Below are 16,567 nucleotides of genomic sequence, written 5' to 3'. Positions count from 1 at the left end.
AGGTCAGCGCCCTTCTTCGATCCAGGTGGCCTTCGGCCCGTCGAGGACGATGTCCCAGACGTAGCCCATCGAGAACTCCGGCACGGACAGGCTGTGGTCGTACGTCGCGACCAGCCGCTGCCGGGCGGCGTCGTCGGTGACCGACTGGATGATCGGGTCGTACGGGAACAGCGGGTCGCTCGGGAAGTACATCTGCGTCACGAGCCGCTGGGTGAACGCCGTGCCGAACATCGAGAAGTGGATGTGGGCCGGCCGCCAGGCGTTGAGGTGGTTGCGCCACGGGTAGGGGCCCGGCTGGATGGTCGTGAAGTGGTAACGGCCGTCGTCGTCCGTCAGCGTGCGGCCCACGCCGGTGAAGTTCGGGTCCAGCGGCGCGTCGTGCTGCTCGCGCTGGTGGGCGTAGCGGCCCGCCGAGTTGGACTGCCAGATCTCCACCAGCTGGCCGCGCAGCGGGCGGCCGTCGCGGTCGAGGAGGCGGCCGGTGAGCGTGATCCGCTCACCGATCGGCTCGCCGCTGTGCTGCCGGGTCAGATCGTTGTCGATCTCGGTGATGTCCCGCTCCCCGAAGGCGGGGGAGAACAGCTCCACCAGCTCCGGGTCCTTGGTGACGTCGATGGAGATCGGCGGCTGCTTCGGGTGCCGCAGCACCGAGGACCGGTAGGGCGTGTAGTCGCGGCGCGGATGGTGCTCCACCGGCGCCCCGTCGGCGACCCGCTTCTCGTAGGCCGCGTGTTCGGCGGCGATTTCCTGGTCGATGTCGTGCTGGGTGAGGGTCATGAGTGGTGTCCCTGGGGGTTCCTGACGTTCATGTCAAAAGGCGGGATGGGTGCGGCGCGCCCGAGGGGCGCGGGAAACTGCGCGACCGGCGACGAACGGCCGGCAGCCGCAGAGACGGCTCAGCGCTCCAGAACGAGGGCGAGTCCTCGCCCCGCGCCGAAGCACAGCATGGCGACACCGACGCCCGATCCCTTGCGGGCCGGCTGGTGCGCGACGGTTCCGGCCGGTCGCGAGGAGCGCCGCGCCGTCCGGCACATCGGCCACCGCCTCCAGGGCTGTGGCGACCACCTTGTCCATCCGTGAGGCCCCATCTCGTCCGCGCACCCGGTGACCAGTTAATCAGGGCACTGAGCATTTGGGTGAAGTTTCCTTCACGCTGCCACTCGTCGGCTTCTTCGTCAAGGTCTGCGCAAAAGGCCAGGTCGGATCCGTACGCCGTATGGACAGACGCCGAGGCGCGGCGGGTATCGTTCAGTGCACGGATGAGTTGGTGAACCCGATTCGAGGAGCGCACATGGCCGCGGTGGACCTCTCCACCCACCCCGGGCACCTGGCCCGACGGCTGCAGCAGGCCCACTATCTGCTGTGGAACGTGATGGTCTCCGAGGAGATCACCTCGCCACAGTTCGCGGTCCTCAACACCCTCGTCGCCGAACCGGGGCTCGACCAGCGCACGGTGGGGGAGCGGGTGGGGCTCGACCGGTCCACGATGTCCGAGGTCATCAGCCGGCTCGGGCGCCGGGGGCTCCTCGACAAGGTGCGCGATCCGCAGGACGGGCGACGCTTCCTGCTGCGGCTCACGGACGACGGGCTGCGGACCCATCGCAGGCTCACGGTGCGGACGGCGCGGATGAACCAGGTGTTCCTGGCACCGCTGTCGGCGGAGGAGCAGGGCGTGTTCTTCGAGCTGATCCGGCGGGTGGCCGACGCGGCGGAGGAGCTGCGCAGCCCGGCGGAGGCACCGCTCCGCTAGCTCCGCCGAGCCCGCCGGCTCCGCCGAGCGCTCCGCCGGCTCCGGCAGGCGTTGCGTCGGCCGCGCCAGGGGTTCCGCCCTGGATGCCGCCATTTCCGGCAGGCGCTCGGCTACGAGCGGTCGGCGGCGTACACCACCCATACCTGACCCTCGGCGAAGTTCATCGGTTCGCCGTCCGTCGTCGTGAACCGGGTGCCGTCGGTCGCCGCCCTCCGCTCCCAGTCCGCGTCGAAGACCTTGCCGTCCCGCAGGACCTCGGCGCGGCCCGAGCCGACCGTCTCCGTGTACGGGGTGTTGTTGCCGAGGAAGTCGCGGAACTGCGACGCGCGGACGGTCACGTGCTGGACGACCACCGTGGCCGGGGCGACGCGGACGTCGTCGGTGGTGACCGTCGGTCTGCCGTCCATCGAGACCTGCCAGCGGCGGCTGTCGTCGGACCAGGTGAAGGTGAAGCGGGCGGCCGGATAGCGGACGGTGCGGGAGTCCTCGGGGGTGCCGCCCGCCGGGGCGGGACCGTAGCGGAAACCCGTGGTGAGGGCGTCGGCGCCGGGCGGGGAACCGAGGAGCTTCCCGGGGTGCAGGTACAGGTTGTGCGGCGCGGGCTTCTCGTCGCCCCGGAAGTAGGCGGCGCCGGCGTCCTCGGGGGTCTTCGCGTGCAGGGGCGCCCCGCCGATCAGCGGCAGGAGCTTGCTCTGCGCGCCCGAGAAGGCCAGGGTCGGCTCGTCGAACTGGCGCAGCAGCTCCAGGTCGGATTCGCGGGCGCTGCGCACCGGTCCGACCACCTCGGGGAACCGGGTGGCGTACACGGCCATCAGCCGGCTGAGGCCGCCCTCGACCTGCTCGGCGTAGACGATGTCCGCGGCGTCGAGGCCGGTCTGGGGGCGGGCGGCGGAGACGTTGTCGATCTTCACGGCGAGCACGGATCCGGCCGGCGGGGCGCTGGTCCGGTCGTCCCGGCGATCGTTGCCCTGCCCCCGCTCGTCGTCGTTGTCGCCACCGGTGGTGGTGCAGCCCGCCAGCAGGGTGCCCGTGACCACGGCGGCGAGCAGCGCCCCCGCGGTCGCACCGCGGCGGGCCCGCCGCGTCCGGGCCCCCTTGCGCCCCATGCCCATCCCGCCCATCCCCGCCATCCGGCTCATGCCGCTCATCTCGCTCATGATGCATCTGATTGTGCACTTATCTGTTTATGAATGGCCATAGTGGATTGTTTCTGACTGGTTCGGGGGTGAGGGGTCGGGTACTCGGGCGAAAACCTGCTGACCGAGGCATCGGAACGGAGTGTGGGCGCGATGAAGGCAGTGACCTGGCAGGGGAAGCGGGACGTGCGGGTGGAGACCGTGCCCGATCCGGTGCTCAAGGAGCCGACCGACGCGATCGTCCGGATCACCTCCACCGGACTCTGCGGCTCCGACCTGCACCTGTACGAGGTGCTCACCCCGTTCATGACGCCGGGCGACATCCTCGGCCACGAACCCATGGGAATCGTCGAGGAGGTCGGTGCCGGGGTCCCCGATCTGGCGGCCGGTGACCGGGTGGTCGTACCGTTCCAGATCGCCTGCGGCAGCTGCTGGATGTGTCTCACCGGGCTCCCCACCCAGTGCGAGACCACCCAGTGCACCGGCGAGGGCATGGGTGCGGCCCTCTTCGGCTACACCCGGCTGTACGGCTCGGTCCCCGGCGCCCAGGCCGAGTACCTGCGCGTCCCGCAGGCCCAGTTCGGACCGATCAAGGTGCCGGAGGGGCCGCCCGACGACCGCTTCCTCTACCTCTCCGACGTACTTCCCACCGCCTGGCAGGCGGTCGAGTACGCGCACGTCCCGCCCGGCGGCAGCATCGCGGTGCTCGGCCTCGGACCCATCGGCGACATGGCCTGCCGGGTGGCTCTCCAGCGCGGAGCCGAGCAGGTGTTCGGGGTGGATCTGGTCCCCGAGCGGCTGCGCCGGGCGCGCGAGCGGGGCGTGGAGACCTTCGACCTCAGGGACTTCGACAGCGAGAAGGAACTGGTCGGCGCCATCCGGGACCGGACCGCGGGCCGCGGCCCCGACTCCGTGATCGACGCCGTCGGCACCGAGGCCCATGGCAGCGCGGCTGCCCGGCTCGCCCAGAACGCGACCGGACTGCTGCCCCGGGCCGTCGGCTCACGGCTCACGGAACGCCTCGGCGTGGACCGGCTCGCCGCCCTCTACACCGCCATCGACCTGGTGCGCCGCGGCGGCACGATCTCCCTCTCCGGCGTCTACGGCGGCAAGGTCGACCCGCTGCCCCTGCTCACCCTGTTCGACAAGCAGATCCGGCTGCGCATGGGCCAGGCCAACGTCCGTACCTGGAGCGACGACATCCTGCCCCTGCTCACGGACGAGGACCCCCTGGGCGTCGACGACTTCGCCACCCACCGGGTGCCGCTCACCGACGCCCCGCACGCCTACGAGATGTTCCAGCGCAAGCAGGACGGCGCGGTCAAGGTGCTCATGGAGCCCTGAGCGTCACCGGTTCGGGCCGGGGCCGAGGATCCGCGCCAGGTCGTAGTTCACCGGCTCCTCCAACTGCGCGTAGGTGCAGCTCTCCGCCGTGCGGTCCGGGCGCCAGCGCCGAAAGCGGGCCGTGTGGCGGAAACGGACACCGTTCTCCATGTGGTCGTACGCCACCTCGGCGACGTGGTCGGGGCGTAGCGGCACCCAGGAGAAGTCCTTCTTCGTGGACCACCGGCTCGGCGCGCCGGGCAGCCGCGCCGTCTCGTGCGCCGCCTCCTCGGACCAGGCGGCCCAGGGGTGCTCCCGGACGTCCTCCAGCCGCAGCGGCTCCAGCTCCTGCACCAGCTCCGCGCGCCGCTTCATGGGAAAGGCCGCGCACACGCCGATGTGCTGGAGCGTGCCCCCGTCGTCGTAGAGGCCCAGCAGCAGCGAGCCGACCACCGGTCCGCTCTTGTGGAAGCGGTACCCGGCGACCACCACGTCCGCCGTCCGCTCGTGCTTGATCTTGAACATGGCCCGCTCGTCCTGCCGGTAGAGCAGGGTGAGCGGCTTGGCGATCACCCCGTCCAGGCCCGCCCCCTCGTACTGCTCGAACCACTGTTCGGCCAGCTCGCGATCCGTGGTCGCCGGCGCGAGGTGCACCGGGGCCCTCACCCCGGCCAGGGCGAGTTCCAGCAGGGCGCGCCGGTCGGTGAGCGGGACGTCGAGCAGCGACTCGTCGTTCAGCGCGAGCAGGTCGAAGGCGATGAAGGAGGCCGGGGTCGTCCCCGCCAGCATCCGGACGCGGGAGTCCGCGGGGTGGATCCGCTCGGTGAGGGCGTCGAAGTCCAGCCGCCGCCCGTCCCGGACGATCACGATCTCGCCGTCCAGCACACAGCGCGTCGGCAGCCGCTCCCGCAGGGCCGCCACCAGCTCGGGGAAGTACCTGGTCAGCGTCTTGCCGGTACGGCTGCCGAGCTCGACCTCGTCCCCGTCGCGGAAAACGATCGCCCGGAACCCGTCCCACTTCGCCTCGTAGTGCATGTCCGGCGGGATCTTCGCCACGGACTTGGCGAGCATCGGTTTCACGGGCGGCATCACCGGAAGATCCATGCCTCCGATTCTGCGACCGCCGGGGAGCAGCCGCGCGGCGAACTTCCGAGCCGTCGGCGAGCGAAAGGTCCCGGTATGCGGCATGCGAACCTTCCGCCTACCGTGGCTCGCATGGGTGAAGCGGTGGAGTTGGAGGCGGCGGGGCGGACGGTACGGCTGTCCAGCCCGGACAAGATCTTCTTCCCGGAGCGCGGCTTCACCAAGCTGGACCTCGCCCGGTACTACATCGCCGTCGGCCCCGGCATCCTGCGGGCCCTGCGCGACCGGCCCACCACCCTGGAGCGCTACCCCGAGGGCGTGACGGGCGAGAACTTCTTCCAGAAGCGGGCCCCCAAGAACATGCCCGACTGGATCCCCACCGCGCACATCACCTTCCCCAGCGGCCGCAGTGCGGACGAGATGTGCCCCACCGAGGTGGCCGCCGTCGTCTGGGCCGCCCAGTTCGGCACGCTCACCTTCCACCCCTGGCCCGTCCGCCGCGTCGACGTCGACCGTCCCGACGAACTCCGCATCGACCTCGACCCGCAGCCCGGCACCGACTACGCCGACGCGGTCCGCGCCGCGCACGAGCTGCGGGAGGTCCTGCACGAGTACGGCGGTCTGCGCGGCTGGCCCAAGACCTCCGGCGGCCGCGGCCTGCACGTCTTCGTACCGATCCGGCCCGACTGGACCTTCACCCAGGTACGCCGGTCGGCGATCGCCGTCGCCCGTGAACTGGAGCGCCGGATGCCGGAGCAGGTGACCACGGCCTGGTGGAAGGAGGAACGCGGCGCGAAGATCTTCGTCGACTACAACCAGACCGCCCGCGACCGCACCATCGCCTCCGCCTACTCCGTACGCCCCCGTCCGCACGCCCCCGTCTCCGCGCCCCTCACCTGGGACGAGGTGGGGGTCGCCGTACCGCGCGACTTCGACCTGGGGACGATGCCGGGGCGGTTCGCCGAGGTCGGTGACGTCCACGCCGACATGGACGAGCACGCCTTCTCCCTGGAGGCGCTGCTGGAGCTGGCGGCGCGGGACGAACACGACCACGGGCTGGGGGACCTGCCGTATCCGCCGGAGTACCCGAAGATGCCGGGCGAGCCGAAGCGGGTGCAGCCGAGCAGGGCGAAGAAGGCGTGACGGCGGCCCGCACCCGGCGCGGGTACGGGCCACCGACGTTCCCCACACGTCCTTGACGTCGACGTTCCCTACAGTTCCTTGATCCGGACGTCCCGGTAGGAGACGACGTCCGTCGTGCCGTGCACCTGGAGTCCGATGTAGCCGGAGGCGAACCGTCGCCCGTCCGTGCCCGGGTCGTCCGAGCGGGGCGGGGTGAAGTCCTGGCCGCCGGTGTTGTCGAACTCGTTGATCAGGACACCGTTGCGGTAGACCGAGTAGTGCTGGTCGACCACCCTGATCTCGTAGTCGTTCCAGGTGCCCTTCTGCGTGACCCCCGCACCGGCGAGCCCCACCCGGTCGAAGCCGTAGACCGACCCCGTCTTGTACATGTCGCCGTCGGGCCGGTCGAAGACCTGCACCTCATGGCCGTACTTGATGGCCACCCACTCCGGCCGTGACTCCTCCGGGTGGTCGTGGACCGCCGGGAAGCGCACGAACACCCCGGAGTTGGCGTTGCCGGTGCCGGGCGCGTCGTCGCGCCACTGCAGGCGCAGCGAGAAGTCGCCGTACTTCCGCTCGGGGAACCACAGCATGCCGAGCCCGGACTTCGTCGTGCCGGAGGTGATCGAGCCGTCGCCGTTCAGGGCGAACGAACCGCCGCCCACCTGCTGCCACTTGGCGAACGACTCGGCCGTGCCGTCGAGGATCGTGCGGTAGCCCTCCGTCTGGCCGGGCCTGCCGATCCCCGACTTCTCCGCCGCCTCCTTCACGGCCGTGTACTCGCGCAGGTCGACGACCCCCTCCCGGAACAGCTTGTCGAGGACGGTGTCGACGTGCTTCAGGAACAGTGCGTGGGAGGTCCACTCCTTCTCGTCCTCGATCAACTCGTTGATCCGGCACCGGTTGTTCGTGACCCGGTTCGGCACGCCCGAGTCGACCGTGCCGACGAAGACCGTCAACCTCTCGTCGTACTCGGCACAGTTGGGCGCGGGAACCCCGCCGCCCGCGACGACGGTGAAGCTGACCGAGCGCGCGGCGGCCGTGTTGCCCGCCTTGTCGCTGGCCCGGTACGCGACCGTGTGGGTGCCCGCCCGGTCGACCACCACGGGCGCGGAGTACGCGAGGTAGGGGCCGCCGTCCAGCGAGTACTCGACGGCGGCGACACCCGACCCGCCGTGGTCCGTGGCGCTGACGGTGACCTTGGCGCTCCTCAGGTACGCGCCGGCGGAGTTCCGGTCGCCCTCGACGGTCACACCCGTCACCGGGGGAGTGGTGTCCTCGGCCGGTGGGGCGACCACGGTGAAGCCGACGCTCTTCTCCGCCGCCACGTTCCCCGCCTTGTCGGTGGCCCGGTAGCGCACCTTGTGCGTGCCGACCTCGTGCACCATCACGGGAGCGGTGTAGGGCTGCCAGGCCCCGGAGTCGCCGAGCGCGTACTCGACGGTGTTGACCCCGGACCCGGTGTCCGACGCGGAGACGGTGACCGTCGCCATGGACACGTAGTCGCCCTGGGGGTTCTTCTCACCGGCCACCGTCGCCGAGGTCTCCGGCGCGGTCGTGTCGTCGGTCGGCGGCGCCACGACCGTGAACCCGACGCTCTTCTCGGCCGCCGTGTTGCCCGCCTTGTCGACCGCCCGGTAACGGACCTTGTGCGTGCCGACCTGGTCGATCACCACGGGCGTGGTGTACGGCAGCCAGGCACCGGCGTCACCGATCGCGTACTCGACCCGCTCGACGCCCGAGCCGCCCGGGTCGGCCGCGCTCACCGTCACGGACGCCGAACCGACGTACGCGCCCTGGGCGTTCTGCGTTCCGGTGACCTTCGCCGAGGTCTCCGGCGCGGTGGTGTCCTCACCGGTGCCCTCGGTCACCACGAGGATGCCCTGCATCTGTCCGTGCCCGGGGATCGTGCAGTAGTAGCGGTAGCGGCCGGGGGTGAGCGTGACCTCGGCGGTGTGGCGGCCGCCCTGGTCGTCGCCGGGGTTGGCGAGGATGTTGAGCGGCACGTCGTTGTTGTACTCCGGGTCGGAGACGTCGAACGTCAACGTGTGCGGCATCCCCGTGGTGTTGCCGGTCGCCTTGCTGTTCTCGAACACGAGGGTGGCCGGGCCCGCCACCGCCGTCTTCGGCGCGGTCAGGTACTTGGTGATGTCGTCACCGGCGGTCCAGGTGAGCACCTGGGCGGCGGCGGCCTTCTCCCGCGCGCCCTCGTCGGTACGGCCGGACGCGGGCGTCGACGTGAGCCCGAGGACCATCAGCAGGGCCGCCACCAGGGCCGCCCACAAGCGTCTTTCCCGCATCACTCCGCCTTCCTCGCCAGCTCGTCGGCCGCCGGCGTCGGACCGCCGCCCGTGTAGGTGACGCGCCACAACGCCGACTTGGCGTCCGAGGTGAAGAAGCCGCGCCCGTAGTCCAGGACGTACAGCGCGCCGTCCGGACCGAACTTCCAGTCCATGAGGTTCCTGATGCCGTCGGCGCCGACCGGCACGATCTTCTTCAGGGACTCCGCGTGCACCGGCAGTCCGCCGCTGCCCTGGTTCCTCGGGTCCATGACCACCGCGTGGCGCGGCTGGTCGGCGTCGTAGAAGTCGCCGACGAACCACTTGCCGTCCCAGTAGGCGGGCCAGCGGACGGAGTTGTCGCCCGACTCGGAGTACCGGTAGACCGGACCGTTCATGGTGGCCTGGCCGCCGCCCTTGAGCCACGGCAGCAGGTAGGTGGCCTCCTCGTTCTTGTAGGAGGGGATGCCGCTCGCGTCCCGGGGGAAGTCCGGGGCGCCGCCCTGCGGTGCGTACCAGATGTTGTTGCCGGTCACCGGGGGCAGGTTGACCAGCCCGTCGTTGTTCGGGGACTCGTTCTTCGGGTGGTCGCAGTCGTACCAGCCGAGCGGCTGCGACGGGTCCGGCAGGTTGCGGTCCCGGTAGGGCTGCTTGTTGCCCATGCAGTACGGCCAGCCCCGGTTGCCCGCCTCGGTGATGGCGGCGAAGGTGTCGTACTTGGCGGGGCCCCAGGTCGTCGACGGCGCGCTCGCGTCCGGGCCGACCCAGCCGGCGTAGAGGACGTCCGTCTGCCGGTCGACGAAGATCCGTGCGGGGTTCCTGACCCCCATCACATAGATCTCACCCCGGGTCTTGCCGCCGCCCTCGGCGGTCTCCTTGCCGGTGAACAGGTTCCCGGCGGGCAGGGTGTAGGTGCCGTCGGGTTCGGGGTGGATGCGAAGGATCTTGCCGTTGAGGTTGTTGGTGTTGCCGGCGGTGCGGCGCGCGTCGGCGAAGGAGACACCCTTGTAGTTCGGCTGGGGGTTGTTGCCCGAGTAACCGGCGCTGAAGCCGCTGGAGTTGTTGTCGCCGGTCGCGATGTACAGGTTGCCCTTGGAGTCGAAGCTCATCCCGCCACCCGCGTGACAGCAACTGTGGATCTGGACCGGCCACTTGAGCAGCACCTTCTCGCTGCCCAGGTCCAGCTTGTTGGTCGCGAGGTCGAGGGTGAAGCGGGAGACGCGGCGCTCGGCCATCCGGGTGTCACGGTCGATCCGCGCGTGGGGCGTGTAGTGCAGGTACACCCAGCCGTTCTGCTGGAAGCCGGGGTCCAACTCGATGCCCAGCAGGCCCTCTTCGACCTTGATGAGTTCGTCGCCGCCGCCCTTGTTGCCGAAGACGGTGAGGGCGCCCGCGAGGGTGACCTTCTTCGTCCTCGGGTCGTAGACGTGGATCTCGCCCTTGCCCTTGCCGATGTCGGGGTTGTTCCAGTCGATGACCACGGGCTGGGAGGAGTCGGCGCCGCCCCGGCCGATGTACAGGACCCGTCCGTCGGGCGCGGTGACCAGGCCGTGGGGCTCACCGATCTGGTCGTTCTGCCCGGGCTGGTTGGGCTGGGTCAGCCGCTCCGCCCTGTAGTTGCCGGTGATGGTCGCCTTGCAGTCCGCCCGCGCGAGGCGGGAGGTCCACAGCAGGGCGCCGCGCAGATGCGTACGGAAGTCGGTCTCGTCGTACGCGGCGACGGTCCCGCCCATGCCCGTGTAGAAGGAGCGGCCGCCGTCGTAGTCGCGGCACCAACTCACCGGGTGGTCCCAGCCGTTGCCGCCGGTGCCCGGCCGGTAGGTCGACTCGCGGACCCGGGCCACGGTGTGCACGGAGCCGGACGGGTTCTTCGTCCAGTTGAGCCACTTGTCGGGCCGTTTCCACTGCGTCGGCAGGTCCTTGGTGGCCGGGTGCCGCCGGTCACCGACCTCGACCGTGGCCCGCTGCACGGCCGTGGGACTGGACGCCGCAGGGCGGGCACCGATCAGCCCGGTAAACCAGTCCGAGTACGGTTCGGCGCGGGCCGCGTCATGGACGCCGACGAAACCGCCGCCCGCCTCCATATAGGTCTCCAGGCCCGCCTCCTGCTCGGGATCCAGGACGTCGCCGCCGCCGGTCAGGAAGACGACGGCGTTGAACCCGCTCAGCCGGGTCTCGTCGGTGAAGACGGAGGCGTCGTCGGTGGCGACGACCCCGAAGCGCTCCGTGGCCGGTCCGGACAGCCCGATCCGTTCGATCGCCTCGATCCCGGCGTTCACGACGGGCGACTCCTCCCCGGGAGCCGCGGAGCCGTGGAAGATCAGCACCCGAGGGCCGGAGCCGCCCGGCGGAGACTTGATCGACATCGTTGTCAGCGGTGGTTCCGGCGCCGGTCGCGCCTGGGCCGCAGGGCCCGACAGAAGTCCCGCGGTGACGACCGAGGCGGTCAGGGTGGCCGCCCAGGCCCGTCTCTTCGCGTCGCTCAACCCTCGTAAGTACATGGGCACCTCCTCGGTCACAGCAACAGCGCCAAGGAAGCTAGCCCGCTTTGACGCGACTCGCCAAGAGCTATGACCGGAATGGTCTGAACTTTGTCCTGGGTGTGGATAAACGGTCGCGCGGCCGCTACCGTCTCACAGGTCGATCACAGCTGCGTCTCCGCAAGACCCGTATCGGCGTGGGGAGTTCCGCATGGACGGAATGGACAGGCGAGGGTTCAACCGGCGGATGCTGCTGGGTGGAGCGGTCGCCGCGACATCGTTGTCCGTGGCCATCGAGACCGTCGGCACCTCCGGGGCCGCGAGCGCCGCCACGCAGGCGAGGACGGCCCCGGCGGGCGGCGTGGTCCGGCACATCAAGATGTACGCCGAGAAGCTGCCCGACGGGCAGATGGGCTACGGCCTGGAGAAGGGCAAGGCCTCGATTCCGGGCCCGCTGATCGAGCTCGTCGAGGGCGACACCCTGCACATCGAGTTCGAGAACACGATGGACGTGGCAGCGAGTCTGCACGTCCACGGCCTGGACTACGAGATCTCCAGCGACGGCACCAGGCAGAACCGCAGCGACGTCGAACCCGGCGGCACCCGCACCTACACCTGGCGCACCCACGCCCCCGGCGCCCGCAAGGACGGCACCTGGCGTGCGGGCAGCGCCGGCTACTGGCACTACCACGACCACGTCGTCGGCACCGAACACGGCACGGTCGGCGTCCGCAAGGGTCTCTACGGGCCTGTCATCGTCCGCCGCAAGGGCGACGTGCTGCCCGACAAGACCGTCACCGTCGTCTTCAACGACCTGCTCATCAACAACAAGCCCGCGCATTCCGGGCCCAACTTCGACGCGACCGTGGGCGACCGGGTCGAGTTCGTCGTCATCACGCACGGCGAGTACTACCACACCTTCCATCTGCACGGTCACCGCTGGGCCGACAACCGCACCGGCATGCTCACCGGCCCCGACGACCCCAGCCAGGTCATCGACAACAAGATCGTCGGCCCCGCCGACTCCTTCGGCTTCCAGGTCATCGCGGGCGAAGGGGTGGGAGCGGGCGCCTGGATGTACCACTGCCACGTCCAGAGCCACTCCGACATGGGCATGGTCGGCCTGTTCCTGGTACGCAGGACGGACGGCACGATCCCGGGGTACGAACCGCACACGCCGCACGGCGAGCAACGGGCGGGCGGGGCCGACGGAGTCGACGGGGCGGGTGGGGCTGAGGAGGCGGCGGGGTCCGGCGGGTCGCACCACCACTGAGACCTCGGCGACCGGCCGCCGCCGGGAGCGCTCTCAGGGGCCTGCTGCCCGGGGCTATCCTGGGCGGAGCCGCCCCGAGGAGTGTTCCGCAGTGACCGAGACAGCGTCGCGTCCCACGTTGGAGGCCGTGGCCGCACGCGCCGGGGTGTCCAGGGCGACGGCGTCGCGGGTCGTCAACGGTGGCGAGGGCGTGCGGGAACCCCTGGTCGAGCGGGTGCGGAAGGCGGTCGAGGAGCTCGGGTACGTGCCCAACCAAGCCGCCCGCAGCCTCGTCACCCGACGGCACGACGCCGTGGCCGTGGTGATCGCCGAGCCGGAGACCCGGGTCTTCGCCGATCCCTTCTTCGCCCTGCAACTCCGGGGCATCAGCAAGGAACTGACGGCGCACGACTCGCAGCTCGTGCTGCTGCTCACCGAGGGCCCCGAGGACTACGCCCGGGTGGGGCGGTACCTGGCGGGCGGACACGTCGACGGGGCGCTCGCGTTCTCGCTGCACCTGGACGATCCGCTGCCCGCGCTGATCCGGGGCGCCGGCGTCCCGACCGTGTTCGGCGGCCGTCCCGGCTGGGCTGACGGCGCACGCGGCGACACGGCCACCGTGTACGTCGACAGCGACAACCGGGGCGGCGCACGGGAGGCCGTACGCCACCTCGTCGGCCTCGGCCGCACCCGGATCGCCCATATCACCGGGCCCCTGGACCAGACCTCCGCCGTGGACCGGCTCGACGGGTTCCGGGACGTCATGGTGGACGCCGACCCCCGGCTGATCGTGGAGGGCGACTTCACCCCGGCGGGAGGGGAGCGGGCGATGCGGGAACTGCTGGACCGCTGCCCCGAGTTGGACGCGGTCTTCGCCGCCAACGACGTCTCCGCGTCCGGCGCGCTGCGGGTCCTGCGAGAACTCGGGCGCCGGGTCCCCGAGGACGTCGCCGTGGTGGGCTTCGACGACATGCTGCCGGTGGCCGAGCAGTCCGACCCGCCGTTGACGACGGTCCGTCAGGACATAGAGGAGATGGGCAGGTTGATGGCCCGGCTGCTGCTACGGGGCCTCGCGCGGCGAGCCCCCGACGAGCAGGGCGGTCAGGGCCCGGCCGGCACGCCGACCAGTGTGGTCCTGCCGACCACCCTGGTACGGCGCGCCTCCGCATAGGACGTCCGCCCGCGCTGGGCGGAGCGCTCAGGCGCCCACCGTCACCGTGAACCGGCGCGGATTGCCGTCGTGGGCCGCGCCCGACACGTCGGGCTGCCCGTCGGGCCGTACGTCGTCGTACGGAAAGGCGTACCCGATGGGCGAGTTGGCGTGCACCACGCGTGACCAGTGGTTCGTCACCGTCCCCCGGTAGTAGTCGGCCGCCGTCACCCCGTTCGGCTGGGTGGGGTGGGTGAGCATGATCGAGCGGTTGAAGCCTGCGGCGAGCCGGGCGAGCAGGGCCTTCTTGGTGTCGGGGTCACCGGGGTTGTTGGCGAACGGGCCGTGGTTGCAGGTGAAGATGTCCTTCGAGGTCGGCTTGGCGAAGGAATGGCCGCCGGCGAAGGTGAGGGTGTCGCCCGAGACCCGCCCGGCGAGGACGCCCCGGCCGCCCTGGAGGTCGATCCTCAGGTCCTGCGTCCGGTACTTCGCCCACACCTGGTCGATGTAGGAGTCCCAGTAGGAGCGGAACGGCATCTGGTCCGGCCGGTCGAAGTACGGGGCCATCAGGTTCTGCGGTGAGACGACCCGCAGCACCCTGCCGTCACCGCGCCGGATGACGAGCCGGTCCCAGGGCTGACCGTCCCGCGCCGCCTGCGCCACCAGGTCCGCGGCGATCCGTTCCACCGCCCCGTCGGGCAGCGGGGCGACCGTGTGCGTGCTGTCGCCCTCCAGCGTCAGCCCGATCGGCAGGGCCGTCACCAGGTCGACATAGCTGATGTTGGCGAACAGCTGCGTGGGATTGAACGTGAACTCGCAGAACGACCACGTCTTGCCGTAGTTGGCGTCGGCGGGCGTCGCGAAGGCGGGCTCGACCAGGGCGGGACCCGGGTTGAGGAAGAACTCCAGGGTGCTGTCCCGCACGAAGTAGACGCGCGCCCCGAACATCTGAGGAAGCGTCAGCACCTTGGGCGCCGAGCCCGCCGCGCCGAGCGGGATCGCGCAGTCCACCGGCAGCGGCGTCTGGGGTGCCGACGGTGAGGTCGGCCGGTAGACGCTTCCGTCCGCCCGCAGCAGCACCCAGGCCCCCGTCGACTGCTCGTGCCCGGTGACGTACGCGCGGACCGTGCCCGGCAACGAGGCGTTGTGCAGGGCGAGTTGGCAGGTCGCGGGCGCGGCCTGGGCGGGTGTGCCGAGGGCGCCCCCGACGGCGGTGGCGCCGACGGCGGCGGCGGTCGTGGACAGGAACGTACGGCGGGAGATCACGATGGCCTCCTGGGACGTGGGGGAGTGGAGGCACAGCGGACGGGGCCCCTGCTGTGGTTCCCCCACTGTTCCCAGGGGAAGTTGAGCCGTCAAGACTTATGACTGAGAGCGCTCTCAAGAACATGGCGGGGTTCATGAACTGACGACAAGTCGAACGGCGTTCGGCTCACCCTGGGGCGGAACCCCCGGTCGTGCGGCGGCCCTACTCCTGCGGCTGTTCGCTCTTGATGACCGCGAACCGTGCCCCGTACGGGTCGGTGAGCTTGGCGAAACGCCCCGCGCCCGGGAGGTCGTTGGCCGGCAGCCGGACGCCGCCGCCGTGCTCCAGCGCCCTGCTCACCGCGGCGTCCGTGTCCGCCACCTCGAAGTACGGCAGCCAGTACGGTCCGGACCCCGCCTCGCTCGGGTCCTCGTCGATCGGCACGATCCCGGCGAACATCGACCCCGGGTCGGCGCCCGCCGGGTTCACGCAGGTGTAGCTGTCGCCGCCCACGTCGATCGCCGAGGTCTCCCAGCCGAACACGGAGTTGAAGAACCCGGCCGCCGCGGGCAGATCCGGTGTGTACAGCTCCAGCCAGCACAGCGCGCCCGGATCCATGACGACGTCGAGTCCCTGGACGCGGCGGGGCTGCCACACGCCGAAGGGCACACCCGCCCGGTCGGCGAGGATCGCCATACGGCCCTCGTCCGCCACGTCCATGGGCCGCATCCGCACGGAACCGTGGGCCTGCTCGACCGCCTTGGCCGTGGCGTCGGCGTCCGGCGTGCGGAAGTAGATGTTCCAGGACGGCGGGCCCTGCTCCGGGGGATTCTGCATACCCGCCGCGGCGGTGCGGCCGTCGAGCCGGAAGAAGCCGTAGCCGCCCATCTCGGGGCCGGCCGACTCGAACCGCCAGCCGAAGAGGTGGTGGTAGAAGGAGGCGGCGCCCTCGATGTCGGGGGTGCCGAGGTCGATCCAGTTCGGGGCGCCGGTGACATGGCGGGTGGTGAGCATGGCTGCGCTCCTCTGCAAAGGGTCCGAGGGGCCGGTTGCCCGTACCGCCGAGTCTGGCACCGCGTACGCGCGACCGCCCGCGCATCGGCCGGACGCGCCCAGGATGCGCCCGTGGAAGCGGGCGCGCGCCGTCTCCCGCGCGCCGCCGTGTGTCTCCCCGGTCGGCGAGGGAACCATGGAGTCCCTGAGCCTCCGAGCCCCTGAGTGCCGCGTTGATGTCGCGTTGATCGAACGTTTTTCGGTGCCCGGCACGATGCTGTGCATGCACAACGACACGATCACCCCGATCGACCGTGCCTGGCAGGAGCGGGCGCTGTGTGCGCAGACGGGGGCAGACTTCTTCTTTCCCGAGCCCGGCAGCTCGGTGCGTGAGGCGAAGCGCATCTGCGGTATGTGCGAGATGCGCAGCGCGTGTCTCGAGTACGCGCTGTCCAACGACGAGCGGTTCGGCGTCTGGGGCGGGCTCTCCGAGAAGGAGAGACTGCGTCTGCGGCGCACCGAGAACGGCTGACCGGGCCCCGGTGAACGCGCTGCCGGCCACGGCCCTTCTGTCGGTCCGCTCATAAAATCGGTGGGGCTCGCCCGGAGCCGCCGCATAGGATCCGGGGGCGCGGTCCGGATGTAGCGCAGAGGCAGGCGCACCGCCTTGTCAGGGCGGAAACGCCGGTTCGAATCCGGTCGTCCGGACCGCGCTTCACGGTCGCCCACCGCGCCCGACGCACGGCGCCGCAC

General features: G+C 70.8%; 13 protein-coding genes and 1 tRNA gene. 7 read left to right on the top strand and 7 right to left on the bottom strand.

The window, feature by feature from the left end; all coding sequences use genetic code 11:
* Positions 1-3: 3 nt before the first annotated feature.
* Complete coding sequence (pcaH, locus tag GWK25_RS28280) at positions 4-777, bottom strand: protocatechuate 3,4-dioxygenase subunit beta (RefSeq protein WP_215454177.1); 774 nt, start codon at positions 775-777, stop codon at positions 4-6.
* Positions 778-1,291: 514 nt separating this feature from the next.
* Between pcaH and GWK25_RS28275 the strand changes: the two genes are divergently transcribed.
* On the top strand, positions 1,292-1,750 hold the full coding sequence (locus GWK25_RS28275; RefSeq protein ID WP_215454175.1) for a MarR family winged helix-turn-helix transcriptional regulator: 459 nt from the start codon (positions 1,292-1,294) through the stop codon (positions 1,748-1,750).
* Between the two features lie 110 nt (positions 1,751-1,860).
* Here the strand turns inward: GWK25_RS28275 and GWK25_RS28270 are convergent, their stop codons facing one another.
* Positions 1,861-2,871 (bottom strand): DUF3048 domain-containing protein, encoded by a 1,011-nt coding sequence (locus tag GWK25_RS28270; RefSeq protein ID WP_215457651.1) that lies wholly within the window; start codon positions 2,869-2,871, stop codon positions 1,861-1,863.
* 168 nt (positions 2,872-3,039) lie between these two features.
* Here GWK25_RS28270 and GWK25_RS28265 point away from each other — a divergent pair, with 168 nt between their 5' ends.
* Complete coding sequence (locus GWK25_RS28265; RefSeq protein WP_215454173.1) at positions 3,040-4,230, top strand: zinc-dependent alcohol dehydrogenase; 1,191 nt, start codon at positions 3,040-3,042, stop codon at positions 4,228-4,230.
* Between the two features lie 3 nt (positions 4,231-4,233).
* Here the strand turns inward: GWK25_RS28265 and GWK25_RS28260 are convergent, their stop codons facing one another.
* On the bottom strand, positions 4,234-5,313 hold the full coding sequence (locus GWK25_RS28260) for an ATP-dependent DNA ligase (protein ID WP_215454171.1): 1,080 nt from the start codon (positions 5,311-5,313) through the stop codon (positions 4,234-4,236).
* A 111-nt stretch (positions 5,314-5,424) separates the two neighbouring features.
* Here GWK25_RS28260 and ligD point away from each other — a divergent pair, with 111 nt between their 5' ends.
* Complete coding sequence (gene ligD / locus GWK25_RS28255) at positions 5,425-6,435, top strand: non-homologous end-joining DNA ligase (RefSeq protein ID WP_215454169.1); 1,011 nt, start codon at positions 5,425-5,427, stop codon at positions 6,433-6,435.
* A gap of 68 nt (positions 6,436-6,503) precedes the next feature.
* Here ligD and GWK25_RS28250 read toward each other — a convergent pair whose 3' ends face one another.
* Together GWK25_RS28250 and GWK25_RS28245 are read right to left on the bottom strand one after the other, a co-directional pair.
* A complete protein-coding gene (locus GWK25_RS28250) occupies positions 6,504-8,714 on the bottom strand; it encodes an OmpL47-type beta-barrel domain-containing protein (protein WP_251829069.1) in 2,211 nt (736 codons plus the stop codon).
* Positions 8,714-11,194, bottom strand: coding sequence for a ThuA domain-containing protein (locus GWK25_RS28245; protein WP_215454167.1), 2,481 nt, complete (start codon positions 11,192-11,194; stop codon positions 8,714-8,716). The genes GWK25_RS28250 and GWK25_RS28245 overlap by 1 nt, the downstream gene beginning before the upstream one ends.
* Positions 11,195-11,393: 199 nt before the next feature.
* Here GWK25_RS28245 and GWK25_RS28240 point away from each other — a divergent pair, with 199 nt between their 5' ends.
* Entirely contained in the window at positions 11,394-12,446 is a 1,053-nt protein-coding gene (locus GWK25_RS28240) for a multicopper oxidase domain-containing protein (protein WP_215457647.1), read from the top strand.
* A gap of 91 nt (positions 12,447-12,537) precedes the next feature.
* Complete coding sequence (locus tag GWK25_RS28235) at positions 12,538-13,596, top strand: LacI family DNA-binding transcriptional regulator (RefSeq protein ID WP_215454165.1); 1,059 nt, start codon at positions 12,538-12,540, stop codon at positions 13,594-13,596.
* Positions 13,597-13,623: 27 nt separating this feature from the next.
* On the opposite strand, the gene GWK25_RS28230 is transcribed toward GWK25_RS28235, so the two are convergent.
* Positions 13,624-14,841 carry a glycoside hydrolase family 64 protein gene (locus tag GWK25_RS28230; RefSeq protein ID WP_215454163.1) on the bottom strand — a complete coding sequence of 406 codons (1,218 nt, stop codon included), beginning with the start codon at positions 14,839-14,841 and terminating at the stop codon, positions 13,624-13,626.
* Positions 14,842-15,043: 202 nt separating this feature from the next.
* Positions 15,044-15,835, bottom strand: coding sequence for a VOC family protein (locus GWK25_RS28225; RefSeq protein ID WP_215454162.1), 792 nt, complete (start codon positions 15,833-15,835; stop codon positions 15,044-15,046).
* 262 nt (positions 15,836-16,097) lie between these two features.
* Here GWK25_RS28225 and GWK25_RS28220 point away from each other — a divergent pair, with 262 nt between their 5' ends.
* Positions 16,098-16,346 (top strand): WhiB family transcriptional regulator, encoded by a 249-nt coding sequence (locus GWK25_RS28220; RefSeq protein WP_251829068.1) that lies wholly within the window; start codon positions 16,098-16,100, stop codon positions 16,344-16,346.
* A 104-nt stretch (positions 16,347-16,450) separates the two neighbouring features.
* Positions 16,451-16,522: transfer RNA gene (locus GWK25_RS28215), tRNA-Asp, on the top strand.
* Positions 16,523-16,567: the final 45 nt, after the last annotated feature.

This window comes from Streptomyces sp. ATCC 21386 (genome assembly GCF_018728545.1).
Classification (GTDB): domain Bacteria; phylum Actinomycetota; class Actinomycetes; order Streptomycetales; family Streptomycetaceae; genus Streptomyces.
Note: the sequence above shows the minus strand (reverse complement) of the source record. Positions and strands in the feature narration are given on the sequence as shown.

Bases quoted from the DNA above. Each gene is read 5' to 3' on its own strand.
- pcaH (WP_215454177.1), bottom strand. From the start codon at position 777: ATGACCCTCACCCAGCACGACATCGACCAGGAAATCGCCGCCGAACAC.
- GWK25_RS28275 (WP_215454175.1), top strand. From the start codon at position 1,292: ATGGCCGCGGTGGACCTCTCCACCCACCCCGGGCACCTGGCCCGACGG.
- GWK25_RS28270 (WP_215457651.1), bottom strand. From the start codon at position 2,871: ATGGGCGGGATGGGCATGGGGCGCAAGGGGGCCCGGACGCGGCGGGCC.
- GWK25_RS28265 (WP_215454173.1), top strand. From the start codon at position 3,040: ATGAAGGCAGTGACCTGGCAGGGGAAGCGGGACGTGCGGGTGGAGACC.
- GWK25_RS28260 (WP_215454171.1), bottom strand. From the start codon at position 5,313: ATGGATCTTCCGGTGATGCCGCCCGTGAAACCGATGCTCGCCAAGTCC.
- ligD (WP_215454169.1), top strand. From the start codon at position 5,425: ATGGGTGAAGCGGTGGAGTTGGAGGCGGCGGGGCGGACGGTACGGCTG.
- GWK25_RS28250 (WP_251829069.1), bottom strand. From the start codon at position 8,714: ATGCGGGAAAGACGCTTGTGGGCGGCCCTGGTGGCGGCCCTGCTGATG.
- GWK25_RS28245 (WP_215454167.1), bottom strand. From the start codon at position 11,194: ATGTACTTACGAGGGTTGAGCGACGCGAAGAGACGGGCCTGGGCGGCC.
- GWK25_RS28240 (WP_215457647.1), top strand. From the start codon at position 11,394: ATGGACAGGCGAGGGTTCAACCGGCGGATGCTGCTGGGTGGAGCGGTC.
- GWK25_RS28225 (WP_215454162.1), bottom strand. From the start codon at position 15,835: ATGCTCACCACCCGCCATGTCACCGGCGCCCCGAACTGGATCGACCTC.
- GWK25_RS28220 (WP_251829068.1), top strand. From the start codon at position 16,098: ATGCACAACGACACGATCACCCCGATCGACCGTGCCTGGCAGGAGCGG.